This window comes from Pseudomonas sp. RP-B7, assembly GCF_059803535.1.
Window position 1 is genome coordinate 131,282 of sequence record NZ_JAPFHC010000010.1, and the last position, 17,604, is coordinate 148,885.

Genomic DNA, 17,604 nt, shown 5'->3' on the forward strand with positions numbered 1-17,604 from the left:
TAACCTGATTCGCCAGATCGACGGCGCCTACACCCCCGGCATGATCGACCCGACGCTGACGTTCCTGGAAAAAAACGCTACACAATCACCGACGCCGGTCGTCTCTTCTCTAGCGAGCCTGCAGTGGCGCTGGAGCCCGCAAAAAATCGTTCGTGTCGCAGCGCTGCTCAATCGCACCGCTCAAACCATTGCCGACGGGAAAGACCCATGAAGACTCAAGTAATCCACCGCGTTAGCCACGAAATCAAACGCCGTCGCCTGCAGGTGCTGCGGGTGGTCGACATCACCCCGCGCATGCGCCGCATCACCCTGGGCGGGCCTGAGCTGGCAGGGTTTGTCAGCCTGGGCAGCGACGACCATATCAAGCTGCTGTTCCCGCAGAACGCCGCCGAACAGGCCGCGCTGGAGAGCCCGAGTTTCAACATCAAGGGCGACGGCCCGCAACCGGCCATGCGCGACTACACGCCGCGCCGTTTCGACCTGAGCATGGGCGAGTTGGACATCGACTTCGTGCTGCACGGCGACGGCCCCGCGTCGACCTGGGCCGATCAGGCGCAAGTCGGCCAATACCTGTACATCGGCGGGCCACGGGGCTCGATGATCGTGCCGGACATCTTCGACAGCTATCTGCTGATCGGCGACGAAACCGCCCTGCCCGCGATTGCGCGACGCCTGGACGAATTGCCGGCCGGGCGCACGGTGCTGGCGGTGATTGAGATTGCCGATGCGGCGGAAAAGCAGACGCTGAACAGCGCGGCCGATGTAGAGGTGATCTGGGTGATTCGTGGCCAGGATGACCTGGTGGAAACCGTGCGCAAGCTGACACTGCCGAGTGGTTCGCTGTACAGCTTCGTGGCGACGGAAACCAAACTGTCGCGCCAGGTGCGGCGCGTGTTGTTGGATACGCACAAGGTCAACGAGGAATTCCTCAAGGCCGTCGGCTACTGGCGTGCCGAAGGCAGCGAAGAAGACTAAGACCGGACTCGGGCAAAGCTCCCACAGTTGGAGCTTTGCCCGCTTCAGGCGCGGGGGGATTTCAGCAGCTTGTCCAGCCCCACCACCGCCAACGCAACCGCAACAAACCCCGCCAGAATCCCTCCGGCATTCACAAATACTTGTGGATAACCGAGCGTGTCCACATCGATGAACGGGTACTGATACTGCCCAAGCAAATGCCCACGCAGCAGCACATAACCAAAGTAGATCAAGGGGTAGATCACCCACGCGCCGATGTGCTTGAGCCGCAACGTGCCCTTGGGCACACAGCGCCACCAATAGATGCAAAACAGCACCGGCATCACATCGTGCAGCAACTCGTCGGCAACCCATTGAAAGCCTTCCGGCTGCCACAGGTGCCGCAGCAGAAGGCTGTACGCCAGGCCCACCACGACGATGCTCACGGCGACGCCACTGCTGATCCTCGGCGCGAGGAAAAACCGCTTCGCCGCCGAATCGCGCCTGACCAGCGCATAGCTCAACACCACCACCGCCAAGGTGTTGGTCAGTACCGTGAAGAAACTGAAGAAGTTGATCAACCCACCCAACAGGCTGGCGCCGCTGGACCAGCGCGAATAGAAGATCAGGTATTGCTGGATTGCCAGCCCCGCCCAGCCGGCCAGCGCCGCTGCGGCCACAAAGCGCTTCACCGGCTCAATCCAACGGGCGTTTGGTGCGCATCAGCTTGACGTACAACCCTTCGACTTTTTCCCGCGCCCATGGGGTCTTGCGCAGGAAGGTCAGGCTCGACTTGATGCTCGGATCACTCTTGAAGCAGCGAATATCAATGCGTTCGGCCAGGCCGGACCATTCGTAGTGTTCCACCAGGGTGGTGAGGACGTGTTGCAGGGTCACACCGTGGAGGGGGTCGTTGCTTGTCGCGGTCATGCCAGGCCTATGAAAAAAGTGCTCACGAAGATGCACACCTTAGCACTGCACCTGCCAGTTATAAAAAGTTCCCGTTCCCAGCGAAAAAGAGATGTTATATTGTAACTATAGTTATCAAATCTTTTCGCCGTTTTGCCAAGGAATGTCCGATGTCCCTCTCTTCTCTGTGGCGCTTGACCCCGCTTGCCGCCGCCCTGTTGATCTGCTCCCAAGCCCAGGCCCTTGAGCTGCAACCCCAAGTCATCACCGGCAACCCGCTGGGCAGCGAGCAACTCGCTTCGCCGACCACCGTGCTGGAAGGCGATGACCTGACCCTGCAACAAAAAGGCAGCCTCGGCGAAACCCTCACCAAGCAGCCAGGCGTGTCGTCCTCATACTTCGGCCCAGGTGCCAGCCGGCCGATCATCCGTGGCCAGGACGGCGACCGTATCCGCATCCTGCGCAACGGCGTCGGCGCACTGGATGCGTCGTCGTTGTCCTACGACCACGCGGTGCCGCTGGACCCGATCAATGTCGACCGCATTGAAATCGTGCGCGGCCCGGCGGCCTTGCTGTACGGCGGCAGCGCCATCGGCGGCGTGGTGAATACCTTCGACAACCGCATTCCCACCGAAGCCATCGAAGGCATCCACGGTGCCGGTGAATTGCGCTACGGCGGCGCCGACACCACCCGCAGCAGCGCGGGCAAGCTGGAAGCCGGCAACGGCACGTTCGCCTTGCACCTGGATGCCAACGCACGGGAATTCAACGACCTCAAGATCCCGGGCCAGGCCCGCAGCCGCCATGCACCCGAGACCGACGATGGCCCCGGCAAAAACGGGCGCCTGGGCAACAGCGACGGGCGCCAGGACGGCGGCGCCGTAGGCGGTTCCTACACCTGGGACGACGGTTACGCCGGGCTGTCCTACAGCAATTACGACGCTAACTACGGCTCCCCCGCCGAGCAGGACGTGCGTATCCGCATGAAGCAGGATCACTACGCCTTCGCCTCCGAAATCCGTAACCTGCAAGGGCCGTTTACCTCGGTCAAAGTCGACGCGGGCTACACCGATTACGAACACCGCGAGATCGAAGGCGGCGAAACCGGCACGATCTTCAAGAACAAGGGTTATGAAGCCCGCGTCGAAGCACGTCACCAACCGATCGGCCCGTTCAACGGCGTGGTCGGCGCCCAAGTGACGCGCAACGAATTTTCGGCCCTGGGTGAAGAAGCCTTCGTACCGCAGACCGATACCAATGCCGGCGCGCTGTTTATCCTCGAAGAGATGCAGGCCACCGAACGCCTCAAGCTCAGCCTCGGCGGGCGCCTGGAACACACCAGTGTCGACCCGGACGCCAAGGGCAACGCCCGCTTTGCTGGCGCCGACAAATCCAATGATTTCACCGCCGGCAGCCTGTCCTCGGGCGCGGTCTATACCCTCACGCCGATCTGGTCGCTGGCCGCGACCCTGGGCTACACCGAGCGCGCCCCGACCTTCTACGAGCTGTACGCCAACGGCGCCCACGTCGCCACCGGCACCTACGAGTTGGGCGACGCCAACCTGAAGAAAGAGAAAGCCGTGTCCAGCGACCTGGCCCTGCGCTTTGACAATGGTACCCACAAGGGCAGCTTCGGCGTGTTCTACAGCCACTTCTCCAATTACATCGGCTTGTTGGGCAGTGGTCGTACGCTGAACGATGAAGGCGAAGAAGACGCAGATGGCATCCCCGAGTACAAATACTCCGGCGTACGCGCCCGTTTCGCAGGCTTTGAGGCCCAGGATCACTGGAAACTCGGCGAAGGCGCCTACGGCAAGTTCGCACTGGAGCTGTCGGGCGACTACACCCGCGCCACCAACCTCGACACCGGCGAAGCCTTGCCACGCATCGCCCCGCTGCGCTTGAACAGCGGCTTGCTGTGGGAACTGGAGCGTTGGCAAGCGCGCATCGACGTGGAACACGCCGCCGGCCAGGGCCGTGTGCCGGACAACGAAAGCGGCACTGATGGCTACACCACCCTGGGCGCGAGCGCGGGTTACCGCTTCAACGTCGGTGGCAGCGAGTGGCTGGCGTTTGTGAACGGTGAAAACCTCACCAACCAGACCGTGCGCTATGCCAGCTCGATCCTGCGGGACATCGCGCCGGCGCCGGGGCGTAGTGTGCAGTTCGGCGTTCGTACGACGTTCTAAGCGACACCGTAGATCCCCTGTGGGAGCGGGCTTGCTCGCGAATGCGGTGGATCAGTCACAGCTGCATTGACTGACACACCGCCCCCCCCCCCCCCCCCCCCCCCCCCCCCCCCCCCCCCCCCCCCCCCCGCTCCCACATTGGTTTTGCAGCGACGATTCGTCACTGTTACCAATTCAGAAATGATGCATATCGCGATTCGCCCTTTCTCTCCAAGACAACTCCCTTTATCCTTCCCGGCAACAACCTGAAACGTTTCATTTCCCCGGTCGACCCCATCTTGCCGAAGCCTCCTGCTCGTAAAGACAGCGCTGTCTTACACCCCCCTGCGCCTGGGAATAAATCGCCCGCCTGTGGATAACCCTGCTTATCCACAGAAAAACCGACTATCGCTGAACCAAGCCCGCGCTGAATCGTCATCTACAGTGAAGCACGGGGTTACATAATTCCAACGTAACGGAGAAACACACTATGAGCACTGATGGTGCTTCAAGTCCGAGCCGCTTGCTGCCCAAGCTGCTAGGCGTCTTGCTGCTGATCATGGGCCTGGCCTTGCTGGCCGGCGGCGTCAAGCTGAGTATGCTCGGCGGGTCGCTGTACTACTTGCTGGCCGGTATCGGCGTCGGCCTGACCGGCATCCTGCTGCTGGCCAACCGCCGCGCCGCGCTGGGCCTGTACGCACTGGTGCTGTTCGCCAGCACCGTATGGGCCCTGTGGGAAGTCGGCCTGGACTGGTGGCAATTGGTGCCGCGCCTGGCACTGCTGTTTGCCTTGGGCATCGTCATGCTGCTGCCGTGGGTCCGTCGCCCGCTGCTGAACGGCCAACCGGCGCCACTGGGCACCGGCGCGCTGAGCGTGGCCGTGGTGCTGGCGGGTGCTACTGCCCTGGCCAGCCAATTCACCAACCCGGGTGAACTGGTCAAAGGCCAGCTGGACCGCGACGCCGTGCCTGGCATGACCAACACCGCACCGCCCCAGCCCGATGGCGACTGGAATTCCTACGGCCGCTCGGCCTTTGGTGACCGTTACTCGCCGCTGGCGCAGATCACCCCGCAGAACGTCAGCAAGCTGGTTCCGGCGTGGACCTACCGCACCGGCGACCTGCCTGGCCCGAACGATCCAGGCGAGACCACCGCGGAAAACACCCCGCTGAAAGTCAACGGCATGCTCTACGTGTGCACCCCACACAGCCAAGTAATTGCCCTGGACCCGGACACCGGCAAGGAAATCTGGCGCTTCGATCCGAAGATCAGCAGCATGGGCGCCGAGAACTTCAAAGGCTGGGCCCACATGACCTGCCGTGGCGTGTCGTATCACGATGACGCCGTCTACGCCTCCGAACAGAGCCCGACCGGCAGCGCCAGCCCGGCCGCCGCGCCGAATGCCTGCCCGAAACGCATTTTCGTGCCGACTGCCGACACCCGTCTGATCGCTCTGAACGCCGACACCGGCAAGATGTGCGAAGACTTCGGTGACAAAGGCCAGGTCGACCTGCGCGCCAACATCGGTGGCTTCGCCCCCGGCGGTTACTACTCCACTTCGCCACCGGCCGTGACCAAAAACCTGGTGGTGATCGGCGGTCACGTCACCGACAACGTCTCCACCGACGAACCCAGCGGCGTGATCCGTGCGTTCGACGTGCACACCGGCAAGCTGGTGTGGAACTGGGACAGCGGCAACCCGGACGACACCACCCCGTTGGCCGAAGGCAAGACCTACACTCGTAACTCGCCGAACATGTGGTCCATGTTCTCGGTGGATGAAAAACTCGGCCTGCTCTACCTGCCGATGGGCAACCAGATGCCCGACCAATACGGCGGCGACCGTACCGACGAATCGGAAAAATACAGCGCCGGCCTGACCGCTCTGGACATCGATAGCGGTCACGTGAAATGGCACTTCCAGTTCACGCACCATGACCTCTGGGACATGGACGTGGGCGGCCAACCTTCGCTGGTCGACATCAAGACCGCTGACGGCGTCAAGCAAGCGGTGATGGCGTCAACCAAGCAAGGCAGCATCTACGTGCTGGACCGTGCGACCGGCCAACCTGTGGTGCCGATCAACGAAGTCCCTGTACCGCAAGGCGCAGTGGCCGGTGATCGCACCTCGCCGACCCAACCCAAGTCCGACCTGAACTTCATGCCGCCGCCGTTGAAAGAGCGCGACATGTGGGGCGTGACCCCGTTCGACCAACTGCTGTGCCGGATTGATTTCAAATCCATGCGCTACGACGGTCCGTTCACTCCGCCATCGCTGCAGGGTTCGATCGTTTACCCAGGTAACTTCGGCGTGTTCGACTGGGGTGGCATTTCTGTCGACCCAGTACGCCAACTGGCCTTCGTCAACCCAAGCTACATGGCGTTCAAGTCCAAGCTGATCCCGGCCGCCGACATCGCCAAGCAAGGCCCGCGCGTCAGCGAAACCGAAGGCGTGCAGCCGAACAAAGGCGCGCCGTACGGCGTGATCCTCGAAGCGCTGCTGTCGCCACTGGGCCTGCCGTGCCAGGCGCCGGCCTGGGGTTATGTGGCTGCGGTCGACCTGACCACCCACAAAACCATCTGGATGCACAAGAACGGCACCGTGCGTGATAGCGCGCCGGTACCAATCCCGCTGACCATGGGCGTGCCAAGCCTGGGCGGGACGTTCACCACCGCCGGTGGCGTCGCGTTCCTCAGCGGCACCCTGGACCAGTACCTGCGTGCCTATGACGTGAAAAACGGCAAGCAACTGTGGGAAGGCCGCCTGCCAGCAGGCGCGCAAACCACACCGATGACCTACACCGGCAAGGACGGCAAGCAGTACGTGCTGGTCGTGGCGGGCGGTCATGGTTCCCTGGGTACCAAGCAGGGTGACTATGTGATGGCGTTCAAACTGCCCGATTAAGCTTTACCGGCAGTAAAAAAGGCGGCGACCTGTTGAGGGTCGCCGCCTTTTTTCATGTTCATTGACACAAAACCAACTGTGGGAACGGGCTTGTGTGGGAGCAGGTTTGCTCCCACATTTTTTGACGGTGTTGTCTGCAAGCTCAGTGCTCGATCACTTCACCGCGCATCGGCGCCAACCGCGCTATCAGGCGATTCTGCACCGGCACCGAAATCCCTTGCTTGTCCATCGCCGCGATCAAATCCTCGACCAACGCATTGAAGTCACTGCGGCTCACATTCTGCCCCTTGTGACTCTCCGCCATGCTGTCCCCGGTATACACGCACGGTCCGCCCGCCTCTGCGCAAAACTGCTCGATCAGCTTATTACGCAAACGCTGGATGTCGATCCGCCGGAAGCGCTCGACGATGCGCTCATCACGGGCGATGTTGAGCAGCATGCCCTCGACGATCCGCGTGATGCCGGGCATGGCGCCAAGGTCACGGTACAGGCTGTCATCCTTCGGCGGTTGCTGGGCGCAGGCGCCGAGCAGCAGGACCAGGCATAGCGGTAGCCAGCGCATCAAAAACTCCCTTGCACAGACAGATAAGTGCCGTTCTGGTTATCCAGCGTGGCGATTTCGCCGAGGCGTGCGTAGGCCAATACAAACGACACATGCTTGTTCGGGAAGTAGCCGACAAACACATCCGCCCAGTCGCTTTCACCGGCAAACGACAGGTTGTCAGGCTTTTCGCGGTATTCCACGCCCACCGCCCAGCGCGGGTTGAACAGCAGCGCCACCGAGCCTTCCTTGAGCAGGCTGCGGCTGTCACGGCGGTCGCCGCCAAAACCGAGCAAGCCGGTTTCATTGGCGCGGCTGTAGCGCAGGCTGCCGTTGACCAGCACGTTGTAGCCAAAGGCTGCACCCATGAACAAACGGCTGGCGGCCAGGTAGCCTTCGACGTCGCTGTCGCGCTTGGCACCGACCAGGTTGGGAATGTCGAAGTTAGTCTGGTGCTTGTATTCCAGGCCCAGGGACACCTGGGGCAGGTTGTCGTAGATCACATCGCCAAACAGCCGCACCTTGAGGCCCAGTACGTCCTGGCCGAGGTTGTCTTCGGGCAGGTCCAGCTTGTGCACCAGGGTGCCCAGGTCGAAACGCTGGCGGGCGAAAGACAGCTCGACGCGGTTGTCATAGGCCAGCGCCAGCCCGGCCACGTCGAGCCGGTAGTCCGGCAGGTTGACCGTGGTGGCGAACGCCGTGGCGCCCCACTCGTGCTGTTCGCCGTAACCGGCCAGCACCGCCCACGGCGTGATCCCGCCGCCCGCCGTGCCTTCAATGCTGCTGGCGCCGCCGGTGGCAATCAGGCGGCCGTTGTCGGCCAGCGCCGTTTGCAGGGTCAGGGCGCCGAGGCAGCCGATCAGAACGGAACAACGCACGCGCATGTCACTCAATGAACCAGGGAAGTTTGCGCACTGAGGGGCAACGCCACCCAGGCTTCGAAAGCATCGGCACTCAACGGCCGGCTGATCAGGTAACCCTGGGCCGTGTCGCATTGCCAGCGCTCCAGCAAGCGTAGGCTATGGGCGTACTCGACGCCCTCGGCGACGACCTTGAGACCCAGGTTGTGGCTCATCTCGATGGTGGAACGCACGATCACCGCGTCTTCACTGGTTTCATCAAGGTTGCGCACAAAGGATTGGTCGATCTTCAACTCTTGCACCGGCAGGCGCTTGAGGTGCGCCAGCGACGAATAGCCGGTGCCGAAGTCATCCACCGACAGGCTGATGCCACAGTCGCGCAGCAGGTGCAGGACTTTCAGGGCTTTTTCCGGCTCGCGCATCACCGCGCTTTCGGTGATCTCGAACAGCAGTTGTTCGGCCGGCAAGCCATAACGGCGCAGCAGCGCCGAGACGCGATGGGCCAGGTCATCACCGAGCAGATCATCCGCCGAGATGTTCAGCGACAGTTGCAGGGACAGGCCGCGCCGGTTCCATTCACACAGTTGGCGGATGCCCTCCTCGATCACCCAATGGGTCAGCAACTGGATGCTGCCCGAGCGTTCGGCCAGGGGGATGAATTCCGCCGGCGAAACCATGCCGAACTGCGGATGCTGCCAGCGCAACAGGGCTTCGGCCTGGCGTACGTGGCCTTGGCGGATGTCGAGTTTGGGTTGGTAGTGCAAGAGCAACTGGCCCTGGCTGGGCGCGTGGCGCAGGTCGCGGATCAGGGTGACCTGGCGACGGTGCACAAGGTCGCGACCGTGTTCGTAGATCTGCAGGCGGCCGGGCATTTGCGCGGCGTCCTTCATCGCAATCGCCGCACGCTCGAGCAAGGTGTCGGCGCTTTCACCATCGTCCGGGTAGGCCGCAATGCCAAGGCGGCAATCCAGCGCCAGGTCGTGGCCGTTGATGCGGCGTGGGCGCAGCAGCAACTGTTGCAGCTTGTCGGCCAGGCCCACCGCTTCGTCGCTGCCGGCGCCTTCGAGCAGCAGCAGGAATTCGTCGGCGATCAAATGCGCCAGGGTATCGCCGGGGCGCAACGCGCCTTGCAGGCTGCGGCTCACGTCCAGCAACAACTGGTCGACTGCCTCAGGCCCGGCGGTTTCGCTGGCAGCGCGCAGGTTGTCGATGCCCAGGTAGATCAGCGCCATCGGCCGGTGCGTGGCAATGGCATTGCCCAGGCGTTCCATGGCCAATGCGCGGTTGGGCAAGCCGGTGAGGCGATCATGCAAGGCGTTGTGCGCCAGTTGCAGCTCGCGTTCGGCGATGCCGCTTTGCATCGAGTTGAACACGTTGGCCAAGCGCCCCAGTTCATCACTGCGCGCCAGCACCACGGGCGTCTGGTAATCGCCCTGGCCGATGCGTTCGGCGGCGAGCGCCAGGGCCTGCACCGGGCGTGAGACACCGCGTGCCAGCAGCAAGGCACCGATCAACGAGGCAATCAACGCGATCAAGGCAATCCCGAGAATTTTTTCGTCGAGCGGCGCAAACGCCTGCATCGCCGCATCCAAGGGGCTCTGCAACAGGGCCAGGACCTGGCCGTCGGCGTCGCTGGCCAACACCAGCGACTGGCTGAGAAAACTGTGTTCCAGGTGTTCGGTGGTGGCCACACCGTGATGCGTACCCTGCGCCAGCATCAGGTTGACGATACTGTCGCGCAGCACCTGGGGCTGGGTGCTGACCAACTCGCCCGGCTGCTGGCGGTCGAGGCTCAGGAACGACACTTCCAGGTTGCTCAACGAGCGCAGCTCTTCGGCGAACGCGCTGTCCATGCGCAGGCCCATCACTACCCGCGCAATCGGCAGCGGCGCGAGCACCGGCGCTTCCACCAGCAGGTGCGGCATGCCTTGCAGCGGCACCATCAGCATGGTCTGGCGATTGCGCCGCGCGTCGCGCAGCGCCTGGTCATAACGAAAGGTCGAGCCTTCGGGCACCTCGTCGAGGGTGCTGGCGAGGACTTTGCCGTCCATGCCCAACAGGATCATGTCGCTGGCGTTGATGCGCTTGCCGTGGTTGAACAGTACCGAGCGCATGGTGGCCGAATCGCCACTGGCTACCGCATCGCGAAAACCGAAGTCGGACGCCAGCAACTGCACACCGTCGGCCAGGCGCCGGCCGCGCACGTCGAGCAAGCGTTCGAAGACCCGCGCACCGACTTCCAATTGCGCCTTGGCCTGGCCGCGCACCGCCTCGCTGGTCGCGGCCTTGACGCTGAAATACAGCGCACCGACCACCACCAGCAACAGCAGGATCAGCACACTGGCGACACGCGCCTGGAAGCTACTGCGCAGTTTCATGGGCGGCTCGATTGAAGGCATCGCCAAACGCAGTCGGTGTGGGCGCTGGCGGCAGGTCGGCCGACGGCGGTTCAAGCTTGAGTTGCACGGCGTGGCTCAGGCCCGTGGCAGGCAGGCTCAGGGTGCCGCCGTCCTGCGGCTGCATGTCGAGCAATTGCGGGTGCCACAGGGTGACGTGGTAGGCACCGGCCGGCAGGTTGTCCAGGCGCACGCGGCCCTGGGCATCGCTGACGCCGAAGCGGGGGTCGTCGGTGACATAGATGTAGCCGAGCATCCAATCGTGGATATTGCAGCCGAGCACCACCACCCCGGGCTTGTCGAACAGCAACGGTTCGGTGGGCGTGCCTTCGTACAGGCGCAGTTCAAAGCGCTTGGCCGCGGAGAACGAATAGACCTGATGGCGGATGTTGTCGCTGTTGGGGAAGCGCACCTGGGTGCCGGTGTGCACCGCCAGCACATGGGGCGCGAACTTCTGGCCGCGTTGATCCATATCGGCCTTGAGCGTGCCGACGGGCGCACCGACCGGACCTTGCAAGGTGATCACGGCATCGCTGACCGGCGTCTGATCGGCCTGGCGCACCTGTACGTCCAGTGTCGCGGCACCGGCGTCGGTGTGGGCGGACAACAATACGGCCGCCAGGGAAAACTGTAGGAAAATCCGGTTCATCAAGGGTCCGCACGGCAGTGAAAAAAAGCGGCCTGCCTTGGCACATACGAGGGTTATGGCGCAGATGATGCCGCAAACAAGGCCAATTGCCATCATTGTTTCAGCGCAAAGCTTGACCGCCGGTCGGCAAAAAACTATGCAATCGGTCAGGACATGTAGAGGTCATCGGCGCAGCACGAAAAATCTGTAGCCGCTGCAACCGGGGTTTTCTAGAGCGGCACCCGCTCGCGGCGCATCCACATCTCGAACGCCATGGCATTCAATGGCCGGCTGATCAGGTAACCCTGGGCGGTGTCGCACTTCCACTGCTTGAGCAGCTTCAGGCTCGGCGCAAACTCCACGCCTTCGGCCACCACCTTGAGCCCCAGGTTGTGGCTCATCTCGATGGTGGAACGCACGATCACCCCGTCGCCGCTGGTGCTGTCGAGGTTGCGCACAAAGGACTGGTCGATCTTCAACTCCTGCACCGGCAAGCGCTGCAATTGCGCGAGGGACGAATAGCCGGTGCCGTAGTCGTCCACCGACAGACTGATACCGCAACCGCGCAGTTGCTCCAACACGTTCAGTGCCTGTTGCGGGTTGTGCATGATCGCGCTTTCGGTGATCTCGAAGATCAGTTGCTCGGCCGCCACCGCGTATTGCATCAGCAACGCGGTGACACGAATCGCCAGGTCATCATCGGCCAGGTCATCCACCGAAATATTCACCGACAGTTGGATATGCAGCCCGCGCTGCCCCCACTCGGCAATCTGGCGGATCGCTTCTTCGATCACCCATAGGGTCAGGCTGGCCATGCTGCCGGTGCGCTCGGCCAGGGGAATGAACTCGGCCGGCGACACCTGGCCCAGGGTCGGATGTTGCCAGCGCAGCAAGGCTTCGGCCTGGCGCACATAGCCCTGGCTGAGGTCGAGCTTGGGCTGGTAGCACAGGAACAGTTCGCCTTCGACCACCGCACGGCGCAGGTCACGGATCAGGGTGATCTGGCGCTGGTGGGCCAACTCGCGGTGCTGCTGATAGATCTGCAAATGCCCGGGCAAGGTGGCCGCGTCGTGCCGGGCAATCGCGGCGCGGCTGATCAACTCTTCCACCTGCTGGCCGTCCCCGGGGTAGGCGGCGATGCCGATACTGACCTCGTGGCGCACTTCGTCATGGCCGATGCGCTGGGGTTCGGTGAGCAGCGCGTAGAGGCGGTCGGCGCGGGCGACGGCGCGGTCGATCTCGGTGTTTTCCAGCAGCACCAGGAATTCACTGCCAGCGATACGGGCGGCAGTGTCGCTGGCGAGCAGGCTCATGGACAGGCAACGGCTGGCTTCGCGGAGCATTTCCTCGACGCCCTGGGCGCCGAAACCCTCGTTGATCAGGCGGTAGTTTTCGATCCCCACATACAGCAACACCACTGGCCGACGCGCACTGATCGCGCTGCCCAGGCGCTCCATCGCCAGCGCACGGTTGGGCAGGCCGGTAAGAGAGTCATGCAGGGCGTTGTGCGCCAGTTGCCGCTCGCGCACGGCGATGCCGCTTTGCATGGCATTGAACGCCCGGGCCAACAGGCCGAATTCATCGTGGCTGCGCACACGCACCGGGGTGCGGTAATCGCCGGCACCGATACGGTCCGCGGCCTCCACCAACGCATTCAGCGGGCGCGATACCCGCCGCGCCAGGAACAACGCGCCGGCCAGCGACACCACCAGCACCGCCAGGGCTATCCCGAGGAACTGCCGGTCCAGCGGCGCAAAGGATTCCAGGGCGTGGTCCAGTGGGCTTTGCAGCAGCACCCGCACCTCATCGCTCTCGCCGGTGTTGGCCAGCGACAGCACCTGACTGAGCATGCGCTGGCCGTGGAAGCGTTCGATGTAGGCCTCGGAGGTGGCCGGCACCCGGCGCAGCGTGGCGAGAATATCGGCGCGGACCGTGTCGGGCTGAGTGCTGAACAACGGGCCGGTGCGACCGTCCTGCCTGGCGAGGAACGACACTTCCAGGTTGCTCATGGAACGCAGTTCGTTGGCGAACTGGGCGTCCATCGCAAAGCCCATGACGACGCGCGCCACCGGCTGCGGGTTCAAGACGTCCTTTTGCACCAGCAGGTAGGGATGCCCGTCCATGGCCACGATCAACATTTGCAGACCGCTGCGCCGCGCATGGCGCAAGGCTGCGTCCTGGGGGAACAGCATGCCAGGGGTGAACAGCGGCAAGGTGCTGACCGCGACCTTACCGTCCAGGCCCAATACAAACACTTCGCTGGAACCGATACCGGTGCCGTGCCGGTACAACGCGGCCAGGATGGCTGCGGTCTTGCCTTCGCTCACGGCTTGCTTGAAAGGTTCGTCGGCGGTCAGCCAGTCCAGGCCGTATTGCAGGCGGCGACCGCGCAGGTCGAGCAGGCGCTCGAACACCTGGCTGCCGGTTTCCAGCTGGACCTCGGCCTGGTTCTCGACGGCCCGGGTGGTTGCGGCCTTGACGGCAAAGTAAGTGGCGGCGACGACCACCAACAGCAATAACGCGAGCACCCCGGCGATACGGGTCTGGAACGTATGGCGCCACCTCATTGCAGTGCCCTCTGGCAGCAACTGTGTCTTTCTGCCACTACGTCCCTGTGTCATACGCATCCCTGGCAACTGCTGACCTGGCGTCAAAAAAATATCCATTTCAATTGGATATTCGGTTTAAGCAGGTTAGCTGGGACCTGGGATATGTACACCCAATAGAACAGGGAAAATCACCGCCAATTTATTGGCGACACTGGCTTGACCGAACGTCCATCTCCCCCGCGTTCGACACCTTGTAGTGAGCGGGCTTGCCCCGCGCTGGGTGGCGCAGCCGCCCCAAATAGTCCGCCGCGGTGTTTCAGCAAGATCGAGGTGTCAGGGTTTAGGGCGGCTTCGCCACCCAGCGCGGGACAAGCCCGCTCACTACAGGTGCGGGCGCGCATGAGGTCACAGGGTGCGGGCGCGCATGAAGTCGCCCCAGCGCCGAACCAAGTAGTTGTGCTCGTCCATCACCGAGTTCCACACCGCGATATGCCCCATGCGCTGCTCGTAGGAGCCGCCATCGCGCACTTCACCGATGTCGATCAGCGGCAGGCCATCGCTGCCGAGCAATTCTTCCCGGGCCGGTTGGCCGGCGTACCAGTAATCCCACTCGGCGCTGCTCAGGTGATCGCGACTGCGGGCCGGGTTGCCGATGTAGTAACCCTGGCGCGCCATCACTGCGCCGGGCCAGCCGGACAGCCACCAATTGAGGTAGGCGTAGGCCGCATCCAGCACCGGGCCCCGGGCATGCCGTGACAAAGACAGGCCGCCGAACCAGGCGCGATAGCCCTCGCGCGGTACCGCCAGGCGGTATTTCACCCCGGCGCGGTGCAGGCGCATCAGGGTCGGTGACCATAGGCTCTGGATGTCGATACTTGGGCTGAGCATCAGTTGGGCGGCCTCTTCGTCGTCCGACCAGAACGCGGCGAAGTGGCCTTCCTTCTGTTTGCGCACCAGGATAGTGGCGAGCACGTCGATCTCTTCGATGCTCATGTTGCCGATGTCCTTGAACTGCGCCAGACCCGCGCCCTGCACCGCCAATGCCGCGTCCAGTGCGCCGATGGCCGCGTCGCTTTGCAGCGCGGTGCGTGCGCTCCAGGCCGGGTCGAGCAGCCAGCCCCAGCTTTCGTTGCGGTGGCAAAAGCCTTCGGGCAGCCGTTCGGGGCGGTAGGCGAAACTGTCGGCGTTGTGGGTCAGGGGCAGCATGCTGATGCGTTCGGTGACGGTGCTGCCGAGGCTGCCGTCGTGCTGCACGAACAGGCGCTCACTGGGCACGCTGCCGCTGCCGAGGCGGTCATCCGGCGACAACCGGCCGCGCTTGGGCAGGTCGTTGATTTCGTGCCACAACGCGATGCGCCGCGTGTCGATGGGCTGGATCGCCCGCGCCGGCCACACGAAGTCGACGTTGTGGAACCACTGGTCGTACAGGTCGTAGCTGTCGGGCTGCATCACCGCGATGCGCTGGGCCTGTTCGACGTCGTGCACCTGATAGACCAGGCGAATGCCCAGTTCCTGCTCGGCGCGCACGCGCAGGCATTCCAGCAAGGTCACGGAGGTGCCGAGCACCCGCAAGGTGATCATTGGGCGAACCGCCGCGAGAACACTTCAAAGGAACGGCGCAGCAGCGCCGGGTCGAGGCCGCGCAGGATAAACACCAGGCGCGACTGGCGTTCGTCGCCCGGCCAGGCAGGCAAATGCACCGGGGCATGCAGGCAGTGCTGCACGCCATGAATGACGATGGGGGCGTGGCTGGCGTTCACGTTGAGCAGTCCTTTGACCCGGAGGATTCGTTCGCCATGGCATCTTAACAGCATCGACAGCCACACCCCGAAACCGACCCAATCCAACGGCTGCTCGAAGGTCAGGCAGCACACCTGCGCGGCGCCGTGGGTGGCGCTGACGGGTTGGTGCAGTTGCCAGCGGCCGACCTCCACGGCGGGCTCGGCACTGCGCAGGCCTTCGCCGAGCAGCAATTGGTCGCCGCTGTGGATCTCGTGGGTGTTGAGGATGGGCGTGCCGGCATTCAGCGCCTGCAAGTGCGCGCGCAGTGGGCCACTGTCGCCGGCCACATCGGTCTTGCTCAGCAGCAAGCGATCCGCCGCCGCGACCTGGGCCAGCCATTCCGGGTGCAGGCGCTCTTGCAGCGCGGCGTGGCTGGCGTCGACCAAGGTGATCACCAGGCCGATATGAAAACGCCCGCGCAGTTGCACGTCATTGTTCAAAGTGGCCAGGATCGGCGCTGGATCGGCCAGGCCGGTGGTCTCCAGGATCACCCGCTTGAACGCCGGGATTTCACCACGCTCGCGGCGTTGCAGCAGGCCCAGCAGCGCGTCTTTCAACTCACCGCGAATCGAACAACACACGCAGCCGCTGGGCAGCAGCACCGTGTCCGGCGCGACTGCTTCGACCAGCAGATGGTCGATGCCGACATCGCCGAATTCATTGATCAGCAGCGCGGTGTCGCCAAGGCTTTCACCTTGCAGCAGGCGCTTGAGCAAGGTGGTCTTGCCGCTGCCGAGGAAACCGGTGATGACGTTCAGCGCGATACTCATGGTCGTTTCCCTCGCCACAGCGGGCGGGTTCAGTGTTCAAGATGGTCGAGCAATTTTGGATCGAGCGGGTCCAGCGCACGGCCGAGCATGGTTTCGGCGGCCTGCCACAGTTGATCCAGGCCGCTGGCCAGTTCCTGCTTGCCCGTGGCGCCGAGCAACAGGTACGAGGCGCCCTGGAAGTCTTCGACCTTGAGCCGGAACACCGCCAGCACCTGGTTGATCGCCGCGATCCGGCGCAGGCGCTCGCGGCGCCTGGGCAACTCGTCGCCCAGGGGGTCGCTCCAGTGCAGGTCTTCGCCGAGCAGCCCGCAGAGTCCGCACATGGCTACACCTCGCTCATGGCATGACGTCGCCGGAGTTCGGGCCGAGGGTCTGGCCGACGAACAGGTTGCCGCCCGGCTCGCTGGCCAGCAGCACCGCGGTGGGCGCGACTTCGTCGGCCAGGCCGAAGCGGCCCAGGGGCAGTTCCTTGGCCTTGGCGCGCTTCCAGTCGTCGCTGATGCCGCCCACCAGCGGCGTTTCAATCGGGCCAGGGGCGATGGCGTTGACCAACACGTTGTCCTTGGCCACTTCCAGCGCCAGGGACTTGGTAAAGCCGATCACCCCGGCCTTGGCGGCCGCATAGTGGGTCAGCTCGGCACCGCCCTTGATGCCCAGTTGCGAGGCGACGTTGATGATCCGCCCCCAACGCTGCGCGAGCATGTGCGGCAAGGCACGCTGGCTGGCGACAAACACGCTGGTAAGGTCGACGCGCAGCATGTCGTTCCACATCTCGATGGTCAGGTCGACACAACGCGCCTGGGTGAGCATGCCGGCGTTGTTGACCAGGATGTCGATGCCGCCAAACTGTTCGACGCACTTGTCGACGCTGGCCTGGGCACCGTCGACGGTGCCGACGTCGGCCAGGCATTCGACCACTTCGGCGCCGAGGTTGCGGCAGGTGATCGCGGTTTCGGCGAGGCTCGCCGCGTTGCGGTCGGCCAGCATCAGGCGCGCGCCTTCGACGGCATAGGCGCGGGCGATGGCAGCACCGATGCCGCTGCCGGCGCCGGTGATCACGGCACGGCGGTTAATGAGTTGCTGCATATACTAATCCCCTTAAGCTCACACAGATCCCGTGTGGGAGCGGGCTTGCTCGCGAA

Annotated in this window: 14 protein-coding genes and 1 pseudogene; 4 read left to right on the plus strand and 11 right to left on the minus strand. The window is 63.7% G+C overall.

All coding sequences use genetic code 11. The features are described from left to right. Position 1: 1 nt before the first annotated feature. Together OPU96_RS12095 and OPU96_RS12100 are read left to right on the plus strand one after the other, a co-directional pair. Positions 2–211 (plus strand): annotated as a pseudogene (locus OPU96_RS12095) (PadR family transcriptional regulator); the annotation flags it as partial. Next, positions 208–975, plus strand: a complete 768-nt coding sequence (locus tag OPU96_RS12100) for a siderophore-interacting protein (RefSeq protein ID WP_226455981.1) — start codon at positions 208–210, stop codon at positions 973–975. The pseudogene OPU96_RS12095 and the gene OPU96_RS12100, both read left to right, overlap by 4 nt. Positions 976–1,019: 44 nt before the next feature. On the opposite strand, the gene OPU96_RS12105 is transcribed toward OPU96_RS12100, so the two are convergent. Together OPU96_RS12105 and OPU96_RS12110 are read right to left on the minus strand one after the other, a co-directional pair. Continuing rightward, a complete protein-coding gene (locus OPU96_RS12105) occupies positions 1,020–1,646 on the minus strand; it encodes a Pr6Pr family membrane protein (protein WP_498559120.1) in 627 nt (208 codons plus the stop codon). 4 nt (positions 1,647–1,650) lie between these two features. Further along, positions 1,651–1,884 carry a VF530 family protein gene (locus OPU96_RS12110; protein WP_003188882.1) on the minus strand — a complete coding sequence of 78 codons (234 nt, stop codon included), beginning with the start codon at positions 1,882–1,884 and terminating at the stop codon, positions 1,651–1,653. A 149-nt stretch (positions 1,885–2,033) separates the two neighbouring features. Between OPU96_RS12110 and OPU96_RS12115 the strand changes: the two genes are divergently transcribed. Next, entirely contained in the window at positions 2,034–4,052 is a 2,019-nt protein-coding gene (locus tag OPU96_RS12115) for a TonB-dependent receptor (RefSeq protein ID WP_498559121.1), read from the plus strand. 469 nt (positions 4,053–4,521) lie between these two features. Then, positions 4,522–6,936, plus strand: coding sequence for a glucose/quinate/shikimate family membrane-bound PQQ-dependent dehydrogenase (locus tag OPU96_RS12120; RefSeq protein ID WP_192297400.1), 2,415 nt, complete (start codon positions 4,522–4,524; stop codon positions 6,934–6,936). Between the two features lie 142 nt (positions 6,937–7,078). Here the strand turns inward: OPU96_RS12120 and OPU96_RS12125 are convergent, their stop codons facing one another. The 9 genes from OPU96_RS12125 to OPU96_RS12165 all read right to left on the minus strand — a co-directional run bounded on the left by OPU96_RS12125 (position 7,079) and on the right by OPU96_RS12165 (position 17,548). Beyond that, positions 7,079–7,498 carry a group I truncated hemoglobin gene (locus OPU96_RS12125; RefSeq protein WP_192297402.1) on the minus strand — a complete coding sequence of 140 codons (420 nt, stop codon included), beginning with the start codon at positions 7,496–7,498 and terminating at the stop codon, positions 7,079–7,081. Further along, positions 7,498–8,361 carry a DUF3034 family protein gene (locus OPU96_RS12130; RefSeq protein ID WP_226455984.1) on the minus strand — a complete coding sequence of 288 codons (864 nt, stop codon included), beginning with the start codon at positions 8,359–8,361 and terminating at the stop codon, positions 7,498–7,500. Before OPU96_RS12130 ends, OPU96_RS12125 begins: the two co-directional genes overlap by 1 nt. 5 nt (positions 8,362–8,366) lie before the next feature. Beyond that, the gene (locus OPU96_RS12135) at positions 8,367–10,715 is read right to left on the minus strand and encodes a bifunctional diguanylate cyclase/phosphodiesterase (RefSeq protein WP_498559122.1); all 2,349 of its coding nucleotides are present in this window, start codon (positions 10,713–10,715) and stop codon (positions 8,367–8,369) included. After that, the gene (locus tag OPU96_RS12140; protein WP_192297407.1) at positions 10,699–11,382 is read right to left on the minus strand and encodes a methylamine utilization protein; all 684 of its coding nucleotides are present in this window, start codon (positions 11,380–11,382) and stop codon (positions 10,699–10,701) included. Before OPU96_RS12140 ends, OPU96_RS12135 begins: the two co-directional genes overlap by 17 nt. A 209-nt stretch (positions 11,383–11,591) precedes the next feature. Beyond that, positions 11,592–13,928, minus strand: coding sequence for a putative bifunctional diguanylate cyclase/phosphodiesterase (locus tag OPU96_RS12145; RefSeq protein ID WP_498559123.1), 2,337 nt, complete (start codon positions 13,926–13,928; stop codon positions 11,592–11,594). A 387-nt stretch (positions 13,929–14,315) separates the two neighbouring features. Then, on the minus strand, positions 14,316–15,491 hold the full coding sequence (locus OPU96_RS12150; protein WP_226457811.1) for an ABC transporter substrate-binding protein: 1,176 nt from the start codon (positions 15,489–15,491) through the stop codon (positions 14,316–14,318). After that, positions 15,488–16,462 (minus strand): CobW family GTP-binding protein, encoded by a 975-nt coding sequence (locus OPU96_RS12155; protein ID WP_226457812.1) that lies wholly within the window; start codon positions 16,460–16,462, stop codon positions 15,488–15,490. The genes OPU96_RS12150 and OPU96_RS12155 overlap by 4 nt, the downstream gene beginning before the upstream one ends. Positions 16,463–16,491: 29 nt before the next feature. Further along, positions 16,492–16,785 (minus strand): hypothetical protein, encoded by a 294-nt coding sequence (locus OPU96_RS12160; RefSeq protein ID WP_192297415.1) that lies wholly within the window; start codon positions 16,783–16,785, stop codon positions 16,492–16,494. A gap of 13 nt (positions 16,786–16,798) precedes the next feature. Then, positions 16,799–17,548: an SDR family NAD(P)-dependent oxidoreductase gene (locus OPU96_RS12165; RefSeq protein WP_498559124.1), complete on the minus strand. Its 750-nt coding sequence runs from the start codon at positions 17,546–17,548 to the stop codon at positions 16,799–16,801. Positions 17,549–17,604 lie beyond the last annotated feature (56 nt).

Bases quoted from the DNA above. Each gene is read 5' to 3' on its own strand.
- OPU96_RS12115 (WP_498559121.1), top strand. From the start codon at position 2,034: ATGTCCCTCTCTTCTCTGTGGCGCTTGACCCCGCTTGCCGCCGCCCTG.
- OPU96_RS12120 (WP_192297400.1), top strand. From the start codon at position 4,522: ATGAGCACTGATGGTGCTTCAAGTCCGAGCCGCTTGCTGCCCAAGCTG.
- OPU96_RS12135 (WP_498559122.1), bottom strand. From the start codon at position 10,715: ATGAAACTGCGCAGTAGCTTCCAGGCGCGTGTCGCCAGTGTGCTGATC.
- OPU96_RS12130 (WP_226455984.1), bottom strand. From the start codon at position 8,361: ATGCGCGTGCGTTGTTCCGTTCTGATCGGCTGCCTCGGCGCCCTGACC.
- OPU96_RS12155 (WP_226457812.1), bottom strand. From the start codon at position 16,462: ATGAGTATCGCGCTGAACGTCATCACCGGTTTCCTCGGCAGCGGCAAG.
- OPU96_RS12110 (WP_003188882.1), bottom strand. From the start codon at position 1,884: ATGACCGCGACAAGCAACGACCCCCTCCACGGTGTGACCCTGCAACAC.
- OPU96_RS12140 (WP_192297407.1), bottom strand. From the start codon at position 11,382: ATGAACCGGATTTTCCTACAGTTTTCCCTGGCGGCCGTATTGTTGTCC.
- OPU96_RS12150 (WP_226457811.1), bottom strand. From the start codon at position 15,491: ATGATCACCTTGCGGGTGCTCGGCACCTCCGTGACCTTGCTGGAATGC.
- OPU96_RS12160 (WP_192297415.1), bottom strand. From the start codon at position 16,785: ATGTGCGGACTCTGCGGGCTGCTCGGCGAAGACCTGCACTGGAGCGAC.
- OPU96_RS12145 (WP_498559123.1), bottom strand. From the start codon at position 13,928: ATGAGGTGGCGCCATACGTTCCAGACCCGTATCGCCGGGGTGCTCGCG.
- OPU96_RS12125 (WP_192297402.1), bottom strand. From the start codon at position 7,498: ATGCGCTGGCTACCGCTATGCCTGGTCCTGCTGCTCGGCGCCTGCGCC.
- OPU96_RS12165 (WP_498559124.1), bottom strand. From the start codon at position 17,548: ATGCAGCAACTCATTAACCGCCGTGCCGTGATCACCGGCGCCGGCAGC.
- OPU96_RS12100 (WP_226455981.1), top strand. From the start codon at position 208: ATGAAGACTCAAGTAATCCACCGCGTTAGCCACGAAATCAAACGCCGT.